Source organism: Streptomyces sp. NPDC049585 (assembly GCF_040675615.1).
GTDB classification, from domain to species: Bacteria; Actinomycetota; Actinomycetes; order Streptomycetales; family Streptomycetaceae; genus Streptomyces; species Streptomyces luteosporeus.
In genome coordinates this window covers 130,201-148,011 of record NZ_JBFAPE010000011.1, presented here as the reverse complement: position 1 = coordinate 148,011, position 17,811 = coordinate 130,201, and the positions used below count along the sequence as shown (strand labels likewise).

17 protein-coding genes are annotated in these 17,811 nt (G+C 71.8%); 16 read left to right on the top strand and 1 reads right to left on the bottom strand.

Translation table 11 applies throughout. The features are described from left to right. Positions 1–290: 290 nt before the first annotated feature. From dop to prcA, 4 genes are all read left to right on the top strand, one after another. Positions 291–1,802, top strand: a complete 1,512-nt coding sequence (dop, locus tag AB0K17_RS15120; RefSeq protein WP_365966389.1) for a depupylase/deamidase Dop — start codon at positions 291–293, stop codon at positions 1,800–1,802. Between the two features lie 149 nt (positions 1,803–1,951). Further along, positions 1,952–2,170 carry a ubiquitin-like protein Pup gene (locus AB0K17_RS15115; RefSeq protein ID WP_126913432.1) on the top strand — a complete coding sequence of 73 codons (219 nt, stop codon included), beginning with the start codon at positions 1,952–1,954 and terminating at the stop codon, positions 2,168–2,170. Between the two features lie 106 nt (positions 2,171–2,276). Then, positions 2,277–3,119, top strand: a complete 843-nt coding sequence (prcB, locus tag AB0K17_RS15110) for a proteasome subunit beta (protein ID WP_365966390.1) — start codon at positions 2,277–2,279, stop codon at positions 3,117–3,119. 55 nt (positions 3,120–3,174) lie between these two features. Next, the gene (prcA, locus tag AB0K17_RS15105; RefSeq protein ID WP_365983171.1) at positions 3,175–3,912 is read left to right on the top strand and encodes a proteasome subunit alpha; all 738 of its coding nucleotides are present in this window, start codon (positions 3,175–3,177) and stop codon (positions 3,910–3,912) included. A gap of 313 nt (positions 3,913–4,225) precedes the next feature. Here prcA and AB0K17_RS15100 read toward each other — a convergent pair whose 3' ends face one another. Next, positions 4,226–5,257, bottom strand: coding sequence for a LacI family DNA-binding transcriptional regulator (locus AB0K17_RS15100; RefSeq protein ID WP_365983170.1), 1,032 nt, complete (start codon positions 5,255–5,257; stop codon positions 4,226–4,228). A 124-nt stretch (positions 5,258–5,381) separates the two neighbouring features. Here AB0K17_RS15100 and AB0K17_RS15095 point away from each other — a divergent pair, with 124 nt between their 5' ends. The 12 genes from AB0K17_RS15095 to AB0K17_RS15040 all read left to right on the top strand — a co-directional run bounded on the left by AB0K17_RS15095 (position 5,382) and on the right by AB0K17_RS15040 (position 17,653). Beyond that, positions 5,382–6,650, top strand: a complete 1,269-nt coding sequence (locus AB0K17_RS15095; RefSeq protein ID WP_365966393.1) for an MFS transporter — start codon at positions 5,382–5,384, stop codon at positions 6,648–6,650. Between the two features lie 9 nt (positions 6,651–6,659). Then, positions 6,660–8,021, top strand: a complete 1,362-nt coding sequence (gene pafA / locus AB0K17_RS15090; RefSeq protein WP_344434250.1) for a Pup--protein ligase — start codon at positions 6,660–6,662, stop codon at positions 8,019–8,021. Positions 8,022–8,170: 149 nt separating this feature from the next. After that, positions 8,171–9,169 carry an FKBP-type peptidyl-prolyl cis-trans isomerase gene (locus AB0K17_RS15085; protein WP_365983169.1) on the top strand — a complete coding sequence of 333 codons (999 nt, stop codon included), beginning with the start codon at positions 8,171–8,173 and terminating at the stop codon, positions 9,167–9,169. Positions 9,170–9,351: 182 nt separating this feature from the next. Further along, positions 9,352–9,726, top strand: a complete 375-nt coding sequence (locus AB0K17_RS15080; RefSeq protein WP_365966395.1) for an FKBP-type peptidyl-prolyl cis-trans isomerase — start codon at positions 9,352–9,354, stop codon at positions 9,724–9,726. A gap of 117 nt (positions 9,727–9,843) precedes the next feature. Further along, positions 9,844–10,821, top strand: a complete 978-nt coding sequence (locus AB0K17_RS15075; protein WP_365983168.1) for a WYL domain-containing protein — start codon at positions 9,844–9,846, stop codon at positions 10,819–10,821. A 20-nt stretch (positions 10,822–10,841) separates the two neighbouring features. Continuing rightward, positions 10,842–11,804 carry a WYL domain-containing protein gene (locus tag AB0K17_RS15070; RefSeq protein ID WP_365966397.1) on the top strand — a complete coding sequence of 321 codons (963 nt, stop codon included), beginning with the start codon at positions 10,842–10,844 and terminating at the stop codon, positions 11,802–11,804. Positions 11,805–11,857: 53 nt separating this feature from the next. Then, a complete protein-coding gene (locus AB0K17_RS15065; protein WP_365966398.1) occupies positions 11,858–12,097 on the top strand; it encodes a hypothetical protein in 240 nt (79 codons plus the stop codon). Positions 12,098–12,150: 53 nt separating this feature from the next. Then, the gene (locus AB0K17_RS15060) at positions 12,151–12,357 is read left to right on the top strand and encodes a hypothetical protein (RefSeq protein WP_365966399.1); all 207 of its coding nucleotides are present in this window, start codon (positions 12,151–12,153) and stop codon (positions 12,355–12,357) included. A gap of 217 nt (positions 12,358–12,574) precedes the next feature. Further along, a complete protein-coding gene (gene tatA / locus AB0K17_RS15055) occupies positions 12,575–12,856 on the top strand; it encodes a Sec-independent protein translocase subunit TatA (protein WP_344434241.1) in 282 nt (93 codons plus the stop codon). A gap of 107 nt (positions 12,857–12,963) precedes the next feature. Next, positions 12,964–13,833, top strand: coding sequence for a twin-arginine translocase subunit TatC (gene tatC / locus AB0K17_RS15050; RefSeq protein ID WP_365983191.1), 870 nt, complete (start codon positions 12,964–12,966; stop codon positions 13,831–13,833). Between the two features lie 66 nt (positions 13,834–13,899). Further along, positions 13,900–14,793, top strand: a complete 894-nt coding sequence (locus AB0K17_RS15045) for a diacylglycerol kinase (RefSeq protein ID WP_365966400.1) — start codon at positions 13,900–13,902, stop codon at positions 14,791–14,793. Positions 14,794–14,836: 43 nt separating this feature from the next. Further along, complete coding sequence (locus AB0K17_RS15040; RefSeq protein ID WP_365983167.1) at positions 14,837–17,653, top strand: DEAD/DEAH box helicase; 2,817 nt, start codon at positions 14,837–14,839, stop codon at positions 17,651–17,653. Positions 17,654–17,811 lie beyond the last annotated feature (158 nt).

The window sequence follows — 17,811 nt, the reverse complement described above, 5'->3', positions numbered from 1 at the left end:
TTTGCCAGGGATCGTCACCGGGATCCCACCGGGGTCCCACCGGGATCGCCCCGGGCGATCCTCCCGCATGCTCCTGCACCACCTGCGGGACTCTGCGGCGCCGCCGCCGCGCGCCGTGCGAACCGCAGGAATGACTGTAATGATCTCCCCAGCGCCGCAAACCCGTTCTAGGCTCTTCGGTACCGCCGCAGAAGCGCCGTGGGGGGATCGGGGACCGTACACGGACCGGAAGCGCAGCGGTACTTGAGCGCCGACCCCACCGGGGGGCGCCGCCGGGCAAGGAGGGCCGCATGACCGTACGGCGAGTAATGGGCATCGAGACGGAGTACGGGATCTCCGTCCCCGGTCACCCGAACGCCAATGCCATGCTCACCTCGTCCCAGATCGTCAACGCCTACGCGGCCGCGATGCACCGGGCACGCCGTGCCCGCTGGGACTTCGAGGAGGAGAACCCGCTGCGGGACGCCCGCGGCTTCGACCTCGCCCGCGAGGCCGCGGACGCCAGCCAGCTCACCGACGAGGACATCGGCCTGGCCAATGTCATCCTCACCAACGGCGCCCGGCTCTACGTGGACCACGCCCACCCCGAGTACAGCTCGCCCGAGGTCACCAACCCCCGCGACGCCGTCCTGTGGGACAAGGCCGGCGAACGGATCATGGCCGAGGCCGCCGAGCGGGCCGCCCAGCTGCCCGGCGCCCAGCCCATCCACCTCTACAAGAACAACACCGACAACAAGGGCGCCTCCTACGGCACGCACGAGAACTATCTGATGAAGCGGGAGACCCCCTTCTCGGACATCGTGCGCCACCTGACCCCCTTCTTCGTCTCCCGCCAGGTCGTGGCCGGCGCCGGCCGGGTCGGCATCGGCCAGGACGGCCACGAGCACGGCTTCCAGATCAGCCAGCGGGCCGACTACTTCGAGGTCGAGGTGGGCCTGGAGACCACCCTCAAGCGGCCCATCATCAACACCCGCGACGAGCCGCACGCCGACGCCGAGAAGTACCGCCGGCTGCACGTGATCATCGGGGACGCCAACCTCTCCGAGATCTCCACCTACCTCAAGCTCGGCACCACCGCCCTGGTGCTCTCCATGATCGAGGACGGCTTCATCACCACCGACCTCGCCGTCGAGCAGCCCGTGCGCACCCTCCACCAGATCAGCCACGACCCCTCGCTGCGCCGCCTGGTCACGCTCCGCAGCGGCCGGACGCTCACGGCCGTACAACTGCAGATGGAGTACTACGAGCTGGCCCGCAAGTACGTCCAGGACCGCTTCGGGGCGGACGCCGACGAGCAGACCAAGGACGTGCTCGGCCGCTGGGAGGACGTCCTCGGCCGCCTGGAGCGCGACCCGATGAGCCTGGCCGGCGAGCTGGACTGGGTGGCCAAGCTGGAGCTGCTGGAGGGCTACCGCCGGCGCGACGGCCTGGAGTGGGACGCGGCCCGCCTGCACCTGGTGGACCTGCAGTACGCCGACGTGCGCGCCGACAAGGGCCTGTACAACCGCCTGGCGGCCCGGGGCAAGGTGCGGCGCCTGGTGGACGAGGCCGAGGTGGCCCGGGCCCGTACGGCCCCGCCGGAGGACACCCGCGCCTACTTCCGCGGCCGCTGCCTGGAGCAGTACGCCGACGACGTGGCCGCGGCCTCCTGGGACTCGGTGATCTTCGACCTCCCGGGCCGGGACTCCCTGCAGCGGGTCCCCACCCTGGAACCGCTGCGGGGCACCCGCAACCACGTCAAGGAGCTGCTGGACCGCTGCCGCACCGCCGAGGACCTGGTCCGGGTGCTCTCCGGCGGCTGAGCGGGGTCTGAGGACCGGGGGAAACGGGAATCATCCCGGTGGCTCCGGGACGTTGTAGGAAGTGCAGGGCCGATCCCGGGCCCTGCTTGTAGGGTCTGATCTTGAACGTCTCGTGTACGTGTACGTCGAAACCGAGCGGGGTGAGGGCTATGGCGACCAAGGACACCGGCGGCGGCCAGCAGAAGGCCACGCGTGCGACGGAGGAGGTCGAGGAGCAGGCGCAGGACGCGCAGGTCTCCGAGGACCTCAAGGAGCGCCAGGAGAAGCTGTCGGACGACGTGGACTCCGTGCTGGATGAAATCGATGATGTGCTCGAAGAGAACGCCGAGGACTTCGTTCGGTCCTTTGTGCAAAAGGGCGGACAGTAGAGCGGGCCTGCCGTCCCGTGCCCCCCACGGGGCACGGGACGGCCACCTTGCGACCCGGCGATAGGGTCCGTGCAGAAGAACTTCAAGATCTCTTCGAAGGATTCGTGTGGAAGCCAATTTCTCCAGTAACGGGCGCCTGCCGGCCGCCTTCCTGACGCCGGGCTCCTCGTCCTTCATGGACTTCCTCGCCCAGCACCAGCCGGAGCTGCTGCCCCGCAACCGCCAGCTGCCCGCCCAGGGGGTCATCGAGGCCCCGCACGGCACGACCATCGTCGCCGCGTCCTTCCCCGGCGGGGTCGTCCTCGCCGGTGACCGGCGGGCCACCATGGGCAACGTGATCGCGCAGCGCGACATCGAGAAGGTCTTCCCCGCCGACGAGTACTCGGCGGTGGGCATCGCCGGTACCGCCGGCCTGGCGGTGGAGATGGTCAAGCTCTTCCAGCTGGAACTGGAGCACTTCGAGAAGGTCGAAGGCGTCCAGCTCTCGCTGGAGGGCAAGGCCAACCGCCTGTCGACCATGATCCGCAGCAACCTCGGCATGGCCATGCAGGGCCTGGCCGTGGTGCCGCTGTTCGCCGGCTGGGACGTGGACCGGGAGAAGGGCCGCATCTTCTCCTACGACGTCACCGGCGGCCGCTCCGAGGAGCACGGCTACGCCGCCACGGGCTCCGGCTCGCTGTTCGCCCGCGGCGCGCTCAAGAAGCTCTACCGGGACGACCTCACCGAGCAGCAGGCCACCACGCTCGTCGTCCAGGCGCTCTACGACGCCGCCGACGACGACTCCGCCACCGGCGGTCCGGACCTCGCCCGCCGGATCTACCCGATCGTCACCGTGATCACCGACGAGGGCTACCGCAGGCTCACCGAGGGTCAGAGCGCCGACATCGTCCGCGCCGTCCACGAGCGGCGGCTCGAGGAACCGGACGGCCCGCGCGCCGCCCTGCTGTAGCCGCCGCGGTACCTTTCGTGATCGCTCCTCCACTGACAGAAAGGGACGGATAGCGGTGTCGACGCCGTTCTATGTCTCACCCCAGCAGGCCATGGCCGACCGCGCCGAGTACGCCCGCAAGGGCATCGCGCGCGGCCGCAGCGTCGTGGTGCTCCAGTACAACGACGGCGTCCTCTTCGTCGCCGAGAACCCGTCCCGGGCCCTGCACAAGGTCAGCGAGATCTACGACCGCATCGCCTTCGCGGCGGTCGGCAAGTACAACGAGTTCGAGAACCTGCGCATCGGCGGCGTCCGCTACGCCGACCTGCGCGGCTACACCTACGACCGGGGCGACGTCACCGCCCGCGGCCTGGCCAACGTCTACGCCCAGACCCTGGGCACCATCTTCTCCAGCGCCGGCGAGAAGCCGTACGAGGTGGAACTGATCGTCGCCGAGGTGGGGGCCGCCCCCGAGGACGACCAGATCTACCGCCTGCCGCACGACGGCTCCATCGTCGACGAGCACGGCTCGGTCGCGGTCGGCGGCAACGCCGACCAGATCAGCAACTACCTCGACCAGCGGCACCGCGACGGCATGACGCTCGCCGAGGCCCTGAAGCTGGCGGTCGAGTCGCTGGCGCGCGACACGAACGGCAGTGAGCGCACGCTCACCGCCGAGCAGCTGGAGGTCGCGGTCCTGGACCGCACGCGTCCCCAGACGCGCAAGTTCAAGCGCCTGCTGGGCCGCCAGCTCACGCGCCTGCTGGAGGGCGACGCGACGGCCGCGACGGCGGAGGCCGACGAGGAGGAGTAGCCGGGCCCGTCCGGTGGACCTCCGCCCCCGGCGCGCCGGGCCCGTCCGGTGGACCTCCGCCCCGTAGGGGCGCGGGGCAGTGTCGATCTGCGGCTCCGCCGCGTGGGCGCGCATCGACCCACTGGCCGCCCCCCCCGTGCGCGCCTGGCCCGTCCGGTGGGCCTTCGCCCCGTAGGGGCGCGGGGAACTGCGCGATCGGCCATCGACGGCCCGCAGTCGAGGTGCTTCCCAACCTGCGGGTGCGTCGTGGCTTGTCGCGCCCACGCGGCGGAGCCGCAGATCGACACTGCCCCGCGCCCCTGGCGGGGCGCTGCTAAGCGCCGGCCGCGCCCGACGACGCACGCGGCATCAGCCGCACCGGCAGCGTCTCCGGGGCCGCCGCGCGGCCCTCCAGCACCGCCACCAGCGCCCGCAGGCCCGCCTCGCCCACCCGCTCCGCGGGCAGCCGGACCGTCGTCAGCTCGGGCTCGACCGCCCGGGCCAGGGCCAGGTCGTCGAAGCCGGTCACCGAGACGTCGGCGGGCACCCGCAGCCCGAGCCGCCGGGCGGCCTTGCACGCGCCCGCCGCGAGCACGTCCCCGTCGCACACCAGGGCCGTCGGCCCCGCCGCGAGGGCGCACTCGGCGGCCGCCCGGCCCGCGTCGACCTCCAGGGGCGCCCGCTCGGTCCGTACGATCTCGGCGCCGGCCGCGCCCACGCGCTCGGCCAGGGCGCGCGCCCGTACCCGGAAGGTCCAGGAGTCCACGTCGGCCGCGATGTGGGCGAAGCGCCGGTGTCCCAGGGCCAGCAGGTGGTCGGCCACCTGGCGCATGCCGTCGGCGATGTCGGGGTTGACGGTCGCGGCGGCCTCCGGCCGGGAGGGGTCGCTGTCGAGCATGACCAGCGGCAGTCCGCCCTCGCGCAGGTCGGTCAGTGCCTCGGCCGCCATGGAGGAGGCGATCACCCCGTCCAGGGCGGCCCGCGCGGAGGCGAAGGGGTCGCGGGCCCTGCCGGTGCCCTCGGGGGAGGGGTAGAGCACCACGCCGATGCCGTGTTCGGCGGCGGCCCGTGCCGCCCCGGCGTGGACGCGGGCGAAGAATTCGTTGGTCAGGGCCGGCACCACCAGCAGGGCGGTGCGGGTGCGGCCCAGGCGCAGGTTGCGGGCGGCGAGGTTGGGCCGGTAGCCGAGCGCGCGGGCGGCGTCACGCACGGCCCCGGCGGTGCGCTCGGAGACCCGGCCGCGCCACTTGTCGCCCATCACCAGCGAGACGGTCGCCTGGGAGACCCCGGCGGCCCGTGCCACGTCCCGGCTGGTGGTGCGGGTGACCCCCGCCTGCCGGCCCTGTCCCGCGTCGACGTCCGTCACCGGTGCTGCGCCCCTCTCGCTGCTGCCGTGCCACCGCGCGGTTGGACCCGCGGGCTGGCGTCATGGTACGTATAACTAGCCTAGTTATACGTAAAACCAGAACGATCAAGACGGAAGGCGGACCATGGCGGTGGCGGGCGGCGGTTACGTCGACATGCTCAAGACGCGGCACGCGGCGCGACTGCTCACCGGCACCCTCGTGGGCCGGCTCCCGAACGCCACGGCGGCGCTCGCGATCGTGCTGTTCGTGCGCGCCGAGGGCGGCAGCTACACCCTCGCCAGCGTCCTGTCGGCCGTCTACGGCGTCGCCAACGCCGTCGGCCAGCCCCTGCTCGGCCGGGCCGTCGACCTGCACGGCCAGCCGCGGGTCCTGCTGCCCTCGGCCCTGCTGGCCGCGCTCGGCATGTCGGCCTTCGCCGCCGTCGGCCTGGAGCCGCTGCCCGTGGTCTACGCGGCCGTGATCGTCGCCGGCTTCTTCACGCCGCCCCTGGAGGGCGGCCTGCGGGCCCTGTGGCCGTCCGTCCTCAAGAGCCAGGACCGCATCCACGCCGCGTACTCCCTGGACGCCATCGCCCAGGAAGTGATGTACGTCGTCGGGCCGCTGCTGATCACCTGGCTCGTCTCCTGCTGGTCCGAGGCCGGCGCGCTGTACGTGATCAACGCGCTCGGCGCCCTGGGCGCGCTCGCCGTCGTCACCTCGCCGCCCTCGCGGCAGTGGCGCAGCGAGCCCCGTGACGCCCACTGGCTGGGCGCCCTGCGCTCGCGCGGCCTGCTGGTGCTGCTGGGCACCTTCTTCTTCATCGGCTCCGCACTCGGCTCCATCGCGGTGGCCGCCGTGGCCTACGGCGACGCCCACCACAACGGCGACGCCGCCGGCTGGATCCTCTCCGCGCTGGGCGTGGGCGCCCTGATCGGCGGCACCGTCTACGGCGCCCGCGAGTGGCCCGGCAGCCCCGAGCAGCGGCTGCGGGTGCTGGTCACCGGCCTCGCCGTGGGGTACGTCCCGCTGCTGCTGATGCCGGGCGTCTGGCCGATGGTCGTGCTCGCCGGTGTCGCCGGCATCTTCCTGGCACCCTGCCTGGCCTGCGCCTTCGTGGTGGTCGACCGGCACGCGCTGCGCGGCACCGTGACGGAGGCGTTCTCCTGGCTGGTCACCTCCTTCGGCGTGGGCGCGGCCATCGGCACCGCCGTCGCCGGCCCGGTGCTGCAGCACGCCGGGGTCCGCTCGGGCTTCCTGGTCGCCGTCGGCGGCGGGGCCGCGGCCCTGCTGATGCTGCTGTGCGCCCGACGCTCCCTGCAGGCCCCCGAGGTGCCCTCGACCGTCGTCGCACGGTCGGAAAATGATCGGAACGGTGCGGTCGAACCCGGTTTCAGCGCAGGGCATCAGGCGTAATGTTCAGGCATGGACCGCCGCATTTTCGGGCTGGAGAACGAGTACGGCGTCACGTGCACCTTCAGAGGACAGCGCCGACTGTCCCCTGACGAAGTGGCGCGGTACCTCTTCCGTCGTGTCGTTTCCTGGGGCCGCAGCAGCAACGTCTTCCTGCGCAACGGTGCCCGTCTCTACCTGGATGTGGGCTCGCACCCGGAATATGCCACTCCGGAGTGCGACAACGTGATCGAGCTGGTCACCCACGACAAGGCGGGCGAGCGCATCCTCGAAGGCCTCCTCGTCGACGCCGAACGCCGCCTGCACGAGGAAGGGATCGCGGGCGACGTCTATCTCTTCAAGAACAACACCGACTCCGCCGGGAACTCCTACGGCTGCCACGAGAACTACCTCGTCGCGCGGCACGGGGAGTTCTCGCGTCTGGCGGACATCCTCATCCCGTTCCTGGTCACCCGGCAGCTGCTGTGCGGCGCGGGCAAGGTGCTGCAGACCCCGCGCGGTGCGGTCTACTGCGTCAGCCAGCGCGCCGAGCACATCTGGGAGGGCGTCAGCTCCGCCACCACCCGCTCCCGGCCGATCATCAACACGCGCGACGAGCCGCACGCCGACGCCGAGCGCTACCGCCGGCTGCACGTGATCGTCGGCGACTCCAACATGTCCGAGACGACCATGCTGCTCAAGGTGGGCGCCACCGACCTGGTGCTGCGCATGATCGAGGCGGGCACCGTGATGCGCGACCTGACGCTGGAGAACCCGATCCGGGCCATCCGCGAGGTCAGCCACGACATCACCGGGCGCCGCAAGGTTCGCCTGGCCAGCGGCCGGGAGGCCTCCGCACTGGAGGTCCAGCAGGAGTACTACGAGAAGGCCGTCGACTTCTGCGAGCGCCGCGGCATCCGCACCGGCACCGTCGAGCGGGTGCTGGAGCTGTGGGGGCGCTCGCTGGAGGCCATCCGCGACGAGCAGCTCGACCGGATCGCCACCGAGATCGACTGGGTGATGAAGTACCAGCTCATCGAGCGCTACCGCACCAAGAACAACATCACCATGTCGCATCCGAGGGTGGCCCAGATAGACCTGGCGTACCACGACATCCACCGCCGCCGGGGGCTGTACTACCTGCTGGAGAAGCGCGGCCAGGCGGCGCGGGTGTGCAACGACGTCCGTATCTTCGAGGGCAAGTCGGTGCCCCCGCAGACCACCCGGGCCCGGCTGCGCGGCGACTTCATCCGCCGGGCCCAGGAGCAGCGCCGGGACTTCACGGTCGACTGGGTGCACCTGAAGCTCAACGACCAGGCCCAGCGCACGGTGCTGTGCAAGGACCCGTTCCGCTCCGTCGACGACCGGGTGGAGAAGCTCATCGCCGGAATGTGAGAGTCCATCGGCGGTGAAAGGGCACGCGTGTGCGCCGGGTCCACCGGACCCGGCGCACATCCGTGTCGGACGGGGTTGATCGGCGGCGGGCAGGCCGTAGAGTGACGGCACATTGCCCGACCGACCCCTATCAGCCCGAGTTGGACTTCATGAACCACACGAAGAACGCGCGTCGCCTCGCCGCGGCGTTGGCCGTCCCCGTCCTGCTGCTGACCGCCGCGGCGTGCGGGTCGGAGGAGAAGTCCTCCGACGCCAAGGTGACGGTCCAGGGGAAGTTCGGGGAGAAGCCCGAGATCTCCGTGCCCAAGGACGCCAAGCCGTCCGACAAGATGGTCGTCACGGTCCTCACCGAGGGCTCGGGAGCGACGGCGGAGAAGACCTCCTTCGTCCGGCTGGACTTCGCCGGGCAGACCATGAAGGACAACAAGCCCCTCGGCGGCACCTGGGCCACCCAGGAGAAGTCCGGTGCGAGCGCGAGCGCGAGCGCCGCTGCCGGTCCGCGCCGCCAGCTGGTGACGCAGCTGGGCCAGCCCAGCCAGGAGATGCCCGCCAAGGTGCTGGAGGCCGTGGTCGGCAAGAAGGCCGGTTCGCGCATCGAGGTCGAGGGCACCGCCAAGGCGCTCATCGGTGACCAGCTCAACCCGCAGTCCGGGGTCAGCCCCGAGGACGGCCTGGTGTGGGTCATCGACGTCGTCGGCGCCCAGAAGGTGGACACCAAGAGCGAGGCCAAGGGCGAGCAGGCCAAGCCCGAGGCCGGCATGCCGGAGGTCAAGGCGGAGCCGCAGAAGGCCGCGACCATCACCATCCCCTCGGGCGAGAAGCCGCCCACGGACCTCAAGGAGCAGGTGCTGATCAAGGGCACCGGCCCGGAGATCAAGGCCGGGGACGGCCTGATCGCCCAGTACACGGGTGTGAAGTGGGAGGACGGCAAGAAGTTCGACTCCTCCTGGGACCACGCGGGTGCCACCGCCTTCCAGATCGGCACCGGCTCGGTGGTGCAGGGCTGGGACAAGGGCCTGGTCGGCAAGCACGTGGGGGACAGGGTCGAGCTGGTGATCCCGCCGAAGTTCGGCTACGAGGGCCAGCCGCAGAGCGGCCTGGACAAGAACACCCTCGTCTTCGTGGTCGACATCGTCGGCAAGGTCTGAGTCGGCACGGTCTGAGACAGCAAGGTCCGAGTCGACGGGTCCGAGTCGGCAGGGTCCGAGGCGGCAGGGCAGGGGCAGGGCCCGACGCCACGCCGCCGGGCCGTCGCAGGGTTTCGGCCTTCCGATCGGTATCTGCCAGAATTGCGCGGTTGCCAGCAAGATTCCTTCGTAGGAGCACATTCGTGAACATCGACAAGCCCGAGATCGACTTCCCCGAGGGCCCGGTTCCGGCCGACCTGGAGATCACCGAGATCTGGGAGGGCGACGGTGCGGTCGCCAAGGCCGGCGACTTCGTCAAGGTCCACTACGTGGGCGTGGCCTGGTCCACCGGTGAGGAGTTCGACGCCAGCTGGAACCGCGGCAAGCCGCTGGAGTTCAAGCTGGGCGCCGGCCAGGTCATCGAGGGCTGGGACAAGGGCATCCAGGGGATGAAGGTCGGCGGCCGCCGCAAGCTGGTCATCCCCGCCCACCTCGCCTACGGCGACCACGGCGCCGGCGGCGGCGTGATCGCCCCGGGCGAGACGCTGATCTTCGTTTGCGACCTGATGGGCGTCTGAGGACACCACTGACGAAGGCCGAGGGCCCGTGCCTGCCTGGCACGGGCCCTCGGCTTTTGTCGTACGAGCCGCGAGCGGTACGGTCAACGGTTGAGAGAACAAGTAGAGAGGGCGTCGATGGCGATTGCCAAGGCCGAGCGGTTGATGAGCCTGGCGCTGTGCCTGCTGGGCGCGCGCCGCCCGCTCACCAAGGCGGAGTTGCGCGGCTCGATCGAGGCGTACATCCTCGCCGGCGGCGAGGCCGCCGGGGGCGGGGCCGCGGGCGACGACGCCTTCAACCGGATGTTCGAGCGGGACAAGGACGACCTGCGCGAGCTGGGTCTGATCATCGACACCGTCGAGGGCCTCGACGGCGAGATCGGCTACCTCGCCCGCCGCGACAGCAACCGCCTGCCCGCCATCACCCTCGACGTCGAGGAGGCCGCCGCCCTGGGGCTGGCCGCCAAGGTGTGGCAGCAGGCCCGGCTGGCCGGCGCCGCCAGCGGCGCGCTGCAGAAGCTGCGCGCGGCCGGCATGCCGCTGGCCGAGGACCCGGTGGGCGCCGGCGCGCTGGAGACCCGCATTCCGGTGCACGAGGCGGCGTTCGAGCCGCTGATGCTCGCCGCCCGGGACCGCCGCGTCGTCGTCTTCGACTACCGCAAGGCCAATTCCGCCCGCCCCGAGCAGCGGCAGGTCGAGCCGTGGGCGCTGGAGTGCTGGCGCGGCCACTGGTACCTGGCCGGCTACGACCGCGACCGGGGGGCCGAGCGCGTCTTCCGGCTCTCGCGCATCACCGGCCGGGTGCGCTCGCGCGCCCTGGCCTTCACCGCGCCGGTGCCCGACCACGTCACCGTCCGCAGCACCGTCGAGGCGTGGGCGGGGGAGACGGCCACCGGCACCGCCCGCATCAAGGTGCGCGCCGGCCACGGCTACCCGCTGCGCGAGCGCGCCACCGCCACCCGCGAGCTGGGCGACGGCTGGGACGAACTGGAGATCCCCTACGGGCACGGCCTGGACGCCTGGCTGGTGGAGTTCGGGCCCGACGTGATCGTGCTGGAACCCGCCGAGCTGCGCTCGGACGTGATCGACCGGCTGCGCGCCGTCGCCAAGGGCTGAGAGGAACGGGACGAACCCTGATGGCCGGAAACGCCATTGACCAGACGCGCCGGATGCTGTCCCTGGTCACCTACTTGAGGGAACGCCCCGGCGCCCGCGTCGCCGACGTGGCCCGCGCCTTCGGCATCACCGAGGACGAGCTGATCGGCGACCTGGACGTGCTGCCCATGTGCGGCACCAGCTTCCGCGGCGGCGACCTGCTGGACATCGACACCGACGGCGACCGCATCTGGTGGCACAACCCCGACGCCTCGGGCACCTCCGCCGGCGAGCCGCTGCGGCTGGCCGCCGACGAGGCCACCGCGCTGCTGGTGGCCGCCCGGGCCGTGGCCACCCTGCCGGGGTTGCGCGAGAGCGACCGGCAGGCGCTACTGCGAGCCACCGCCAAGGTGGAGGCCGCCGCCGGCGAGGCGGCGGGCGCCAGCTCCCGGCTGTCGGTGAGCTTCGAGTCCGAGGGCGGCGTCTTCGCCGACATCGACCGGGCCATCTCCGAGCGCCGCCGGGTGTGGATCCGCTACTACTCGCCGGCGCGCGACGAGCTGACCGAGCGCGAGGTGGACCCGATCCGGCTGTTCGTCGTGGGCCACACCTACATGGAGGCGTGGTGCCGGCTGTCCGAGGCCAGGCGCACCTTCCGCCTCGACCGGGTGGCGGAGATCCGGCTGCTGGAGGAGCGCTCCGACCCGCCGCCGGTGGAGCTGCGCGATCTGTCCGAGGGGCTGGTCCAGCCGGCCGCCGAGGACCCCGAGGTCGTCGTCGAGGTGGGCCCGGGCGGCCGCTGGGTCGCCGAGTACTACCCGCACGACAGCGCCGAGGAGCTGCCCGACGGCGGCCTGCGGATCACGCTGCGCACCCCCGACCCGGCCTCCCTGCGGCGCCTGGCGCTGCGCCTGGGCCGCGACGGGCGGATCGTCTCGCCCGAGGCGCTGGCCGGCAGCGCCCGGGAGGCCGCCCGCGAGGCGCTGGTGGCATACGGAGAGTGACGGTGAGCCGGACTGTGCCGGGGACAGCTGTGCCAGGGGAAGGAACAGGTCAGATGAGGGACGCGACGGCAGCGGCCGCGGTCTTCAAGGCGGCGTGCCCCGACTGCCGGGGCCGGTTCGAGCTGGGTGCGGGCGCGCTGCGGCTGGCGATCGGGGCCAGCGACCGGACCACGTTCTACTCCTTCACCTGCCCCGAGTGCGGCTCCGCGGTCCGCAAGCCCGCCGGCGAGCGGATCGTCGAGCTGCTCGTGGGCGGCGGGGTGCGGACCCTGCGGCTGCACGTCACCGCGTGACCGCTTTCCGGCCGTTTCCGTCTGTTCCCGATCCCCCTCGATAGGCTCGTTCCATGTTCTGGCCCATGCTCGCCATCGCCCTCGGCTTCTGCGGACTCGCCGTGCTGGCGGTCCTCACCGCCCGCGTCTTCGTGGAGACCCGGCGGCTCGCCCGGCAGGTGGCGCAGGCCACACGGAACATCACCCGGGCCGCGGAGGAACTGGAGCGGTCGGCCGCGCCGCTGGCCGCGCAGGGCGGGCGCAGCGTGCCCGGTGAGTAGCCGGTGAGCAACCGCAGAGCCGGGTCGCGGCCGGCCGCCGGTACGCTGGTCGGACCGGCCCTGTGGCGAGGCGGAGGGCCGCGACCGGGAGTATGCACAGGGATTGCCGAGCGTTTACCCCTGCGCGTTACGATCCCTGCCGTACGACTGAGCGACAAATGTCCGATCAGTCGGCCGGCCCCACCAACATCCCGCTTCGGTGAGAAGGTACACGCTTATGTTCGGACGGCTCGGAGCGCCCGAGATCATCCTTCTGCTCGTCGTCATCGTCCTGCTGTTCGGTGCGAAGAAGCTCCCCGACATGGCGCGCTCGCTCGGCAAGTCGGCCCGCATCCTCAAGAGCGAGGCCAAGGCGATGAAGGCCGAGAGCACGGACACCGCCGCCGCCCCCGCCGACCCGCCGGCCGGCGAGTCCGCCCCGCGTACGATCAAGGCGGCCCCCGGTGACGTCACTTCCCGCCCGGTGAGCGAGCCCACCGACCGTACGACCCAGCGCTGACCCAGGACAGACCGAGACGGACGCCGTCGGCGCCCGTCAGCCGCACGAGATAGGGACGTGGGTTGCTCAAGTCTGCCCGCAAGAAGGAGAAGGACCCCGAGGGGCGGATGCCGCTCGCGGAGCACCTGCGCGAGCTGCGCAACCGGCTGGCCAAGGCCGTGCTGGGCATCGTCGTGGTCGCCGTCGTCGCGGCGTTCTACAACAAGCAGATCATGGACTTCCTGGCGAGCCCCGTGCCCCAGTGCCCCAGTCGTGATCTGTCCCAGAGCCACGGCGGCAACTGCGCCGTGCTCCTGTTCGGCAACCTGATGTCGCCCTTCACGACCATCGTGAAGGTCTGCCTCCTGGTGGGCGTCACCTTCTCCGCCCCCATCTGGCTCTACCAGCTGTGGGCGTTCCTCGCCCCCGGCCTGCACAAGAACGAGAAGAAGTACACGGTCGCCTTCGTCTCGACGGCGGTCCCGCTTTTCCTCGCCGGCGCCTACCTGGCGTACCTGATCATGCCCACCAGCATGAAGGTGCTGCTGAGTGTCACGCCCGACTCCGCGGCCAACACGCTCGCGCTCGACGACATCCTGGACTTCAGCGTCCGCATGATCCTCGTCTTCGGCCTGGCCTTCGAGCTGCCGCTGCTGCTGGTCATGCTGAACCTCGTCGGCATACTGAGCGGCCGGAGCATGGCCAAGGCCTGGCGCGGCGTCGTCATGGGCGTCTTCGTCTTCGGCGCGGTCGCCACCCCCAGCACCGACCCCTTCGGGATGTGCATCCTGGCCGTCCCGATCATCATCCTGTACTTCGGTGCGGTCGGCTTCTCCATGCTCAACGACAAGCGCCGCGAGGCCCGCAACCCCGACCGGCTGCTCTCCGACGACGAGGCGGCCCCGCTCGACCTGACCCCGCACTCCATCGAGTCCGAGCCGATGGAGAGCTCGCCGGGCCAGTCCCGGCAGCCCGCGGGCTACGACGACGCCACATAAGCACTCCGCGGGACAGTGATCCCTCGGGTCACCCGGCGGACCCTACCTACCGGTAGGGTCCGCCGGGTGACCAGCGACATCACGCTCTTCGTCAACCCCACCGCCGGCCGCGGCCGCGGCGCCCGCGCCGCCCTGCCCGCCGCCCGGGCCCTGCGCGAGGCCGGTTTCCATGTGCGCACCGTCGTGGGCCACGACGCCCCCGACGCCCTGGCCAGGGCCAAGGAGGCGGTCCACGGCGGAACCGGCGCACTGATCGCCGTCGGTGGGGACGGCATGGTCTCCCTCGCCCTGCAGGCCGTCGCCGGCACCCCCACCCCGCTCGGCGTCGTCGCCGTGGGCACCGGCAACGACTTCGCCCGCGCCGCCGGCCTGCCGGTACGCGACCCGGCCGCCGCCGGCCGCCTGGTCGCCGCCTCCCTCAAGGGCGACGGCGGCCGCCCCGTCGATCTCGGCCGGGTCGGCGCCACCTGGTTCGGCACCGTCCTCGCCTCCGGCTTCGACTCCCGCGTCAACGACCGCGGCAACCGCATGCGCTTCCCCACCGGCCGGCTGCGCTACGACGCCGCCCTGCTCGCCGAGCTCGCCGCACTGCGCCCCATCCCGTACCGCATCCGCCTCGACGACGGCCCCGAGCAGCAGCTGGAGGCCACCCTCGTCGCCGTGGGCAACGGCGCCTCCTACGGCGGCGGCATGCGCATCTGCGCCGGGGCCCGCATCGACGACGGGCTCTTCGACATCACCGTCGTCGGCCCCTGCAGCCGCTCCACGCTGCTGCGGGTCTTCCCCCGGGTCTACCGCGGCACCCACCTCGGCCACCGCAGCGTCACCGTCCACCGGGCCTCGCGCGTGACCCTGACCGCCGAGGGCATCACCGGCTACGCCGACGGCGAACCCCTCGGCCCGCTGCCACTGACCGCGAGGATCGTCCCGGCGGCCGTCCGGCTGCTGGGAGCCCGCTAAAGATCGGTGGCTGTCACAGGCGGCCGGTAGGCTCGTCATCAAGATGACCGAGGACATGTCCCCTGCTGAGCGCTACGCCCTCTCCCGGCAGCGCGCCGCCGAGCAGGCCACCGCACTCGCCCCCTTCCGCGAGATGTACGACTTCGAGCTGGACCCCTTCCAGATAGAGGCCTGCAAGGCCCTCGAAGCCGGTAAGGGGGTGCTGGTCGCCGCGCCGACCGGCTCCGGCAAGACCATCGTCGGCGAATTCGCCGTCCACCTGGCCCTGACCCAGGGCCGCAAGTGCTTCTACACGACGCCGATCAAGGCCCTGTCGAACCAGAAGTACAACGACCTCGTGGCCCGCTACGGGCCCGCCAAGGTCGGCCTGCTCACCGGTGACAACAGCGTCAACGCCGATGCGCCGGTGATCGTGATGACCACCGAGGTCCTGCGCAACATGCTCTACGCGGGATCCCAGACCCTGGTCGGTCTCGGCTACGTGGTCATGGACGAGGTGCACTACCTCTCCGACCGCTTCCGCGGCGCGGTGTGGGAGGAGGTCATCATCCACCTCCCCGAATCCGTCACCCTGGTCTCGCTGTCCGCCACCGTCTCCAACGCCGAGGAGTTCGGCGACTGGCTCGACACCGTACGCGGCGACACCGAGGTGATCGTCTCCGAGCACCGGCCCGTGCCGCTGTGGCAGCACGTCCTCGCCGGCCGCCGGATGTACGACCTGTTCCAGGAGAAGACCGGCCCCGACGGCGGCCGCGGCCGCCGCGAGGTCAACCCCGACCTGGTGCGCCTGGCCCGCATGGAGAACGGCCGCCCCTTCGCCGCCGGCCGCCGCGCCCGCGCCCTGCGCGACGCCGACCGCGAACGCGAGCGCCGCCAGCGCACCCGCATCTGGACGCCCAGCCGCGTCGAGGTCATCGAGCGGCTCGACGCCGAGGGCCTGCTGCCCGCCATCACCTTCATCTTCAGCCGCGCCGGCTGCGAGGCCGCCGTCCAGCAGTGCCTGTACGCCGGACTGCGCCTGAACGACACCGAGGCCCGCGCCAAGGTGCGCGCCATCGTCGAGGAGCGCACCGCCGCCATCCCCGACGAGGACCTGCACGTCCTCGGCTACTTCGAGTGGCTGGAGGGCCTGGAGCGCGGCATCGCCGCCCACCACGCGGGCATGCTGCCGACCTTCAAGGAGGTCGTCGAGGAGCTGTTCGTCAAGGGCCTCGTCAAGGCCGTCTTCGCCACCGAGACCCTCGCCCTCGGCATCAACATGCCCGCACGCTCGGTCGTGCTGGAAAAGCTCGTGAAGTGGAACGGCGAGCAGCACGCCGACATCACCCCCGGCGAATACACCCAGCTCACCGGCCGCGCCGGGCGGCGCGGCATCGACGTCGAGGGCCACGCCGTCGTCCTGTGGCAGCGCGCCATGGACCCGGCCGCCCTCGCCGGCCTCGCCGGCACCCGCACCTACCCGCTGCGCTCCAGCTTCAAGCCGTCCTACAACATGGCGGTCAACCTCGTCTCCCAGTACGGCCGGCACCGCTCCCGCGAGCTGCTGGAGACCTCCTTCGCCCAGTTCCAGGCCGACAAGTCGGTCGTCGGCATCTCCCGGCAGGTGCAGCGCAACGAGGAGGGCCTCGCCGGCTACCGCGAAGCCGTCGAATGCCACCTCGGCGACTTCCACGAGTACGCCCGGCTGCGCCGTGAGCTCAAGGAACGCGAGAACGAGCTCGCCAAGCAGGGCGCCGCCCAGCGCCGCGCCCAGGCGGCCGCCGCACTGGAGCGCCTCAAGCCCGGCGACGTCATCCACGTGCCCACCGGCAAGTACGCGGGCCTCGCCCTCGTGCTCGACCCCGGGGTCGCCCCCGGCCGCACCGACCGCCAGCGCGGCTTCGACCACTACGACGGGCCCCGCCCCCTCGTCCTGACCGCCGAACGCCAGGTCAAGCGGCTCGCCCCCATCGACTTCCCGGTCCCCGTCGAACCCATCGAGCGCATGCGCATCCCGCGCTCCTTCAATGCCCGCAGCCCCCAGTCGCGCCGCGACCTCGCCTCCGCCCTGCGCACCAAGGCCGGGCACATCGTCCCCGACCGGCACCGCAAGCAGCGCGCCGCGGCCGCCGACGACACCGAGATCACCCGGCTGCGCGCCGAGATCCGCCGCCACCCCTGCCACGGCTGCGACGAGCGCGAGGACCACGCCCGCTGGGCCGAGCGCTACCAGCGGCTGCAGCGCGACACCCAGCAGCTGCAACGGCGCATCGAAGGCCGCACCAACACCATCGCGCGCACCTTCGACCGGATCTGCGCCCTCCTGACCGAACTGGGCTACCTGCGCGGCGACGAAGTCACCCAGGACGGCCGCCGCCTCGCCCGCCTCTACGGCGAACTCGACCTGCTCGCCTCCGAATGCCTGCGCGAAGGCGTCTGGGAAGGCCTCCAGCCCGCCGAACTCGCCGCCTGCGCCTCCGCCCTCGTCTACGAGGCACGCGTCGCCGACGACGCCGCCCCGCCCAAACTCCCCGGCGGCCCCGCCAAGGACGCCCTCGGCGAAATGGTCCGCATCTGGGGACGGCTCGACGCGCTGGAGGAAGCACACCGCATCAACCAGGCCGAAGGCGTCGGCCAGCGCGAACCCGACCTCGGCTTCGCCTGGCCCGCCTACCGGTGGGCCTCCGGCCACGGCCTCGACGAGGTCCTGCGCGAAATCGACATGCCGGCGGGTGACTTCGTGCGGTGGTCCAAGCAACTCATCGACGTGCTCGGACAGATCGCGGCGGCGGCACCGGAGGGCAGCGGGGTTGCGCGGAACGCGCGGCGGGCGGTCGACGGGTTGCTGCGCGGGGTCGTGGCGTACTCGTCGGTGGGCTGAGGCCGTTGGCCCTGCGGGCGGCTGTGCCCCGGTCCCGCCCTTTCTCCGTTTCCCGGGGGCAAGCCCCCGGACCCCCGGACCGGGCTTCGCCCGGTGTCCTCAAACGCCGGACGGGCTGCAATGCAGCCCGTCCGGCGTTTGAGGACCGGGGTCCGTGG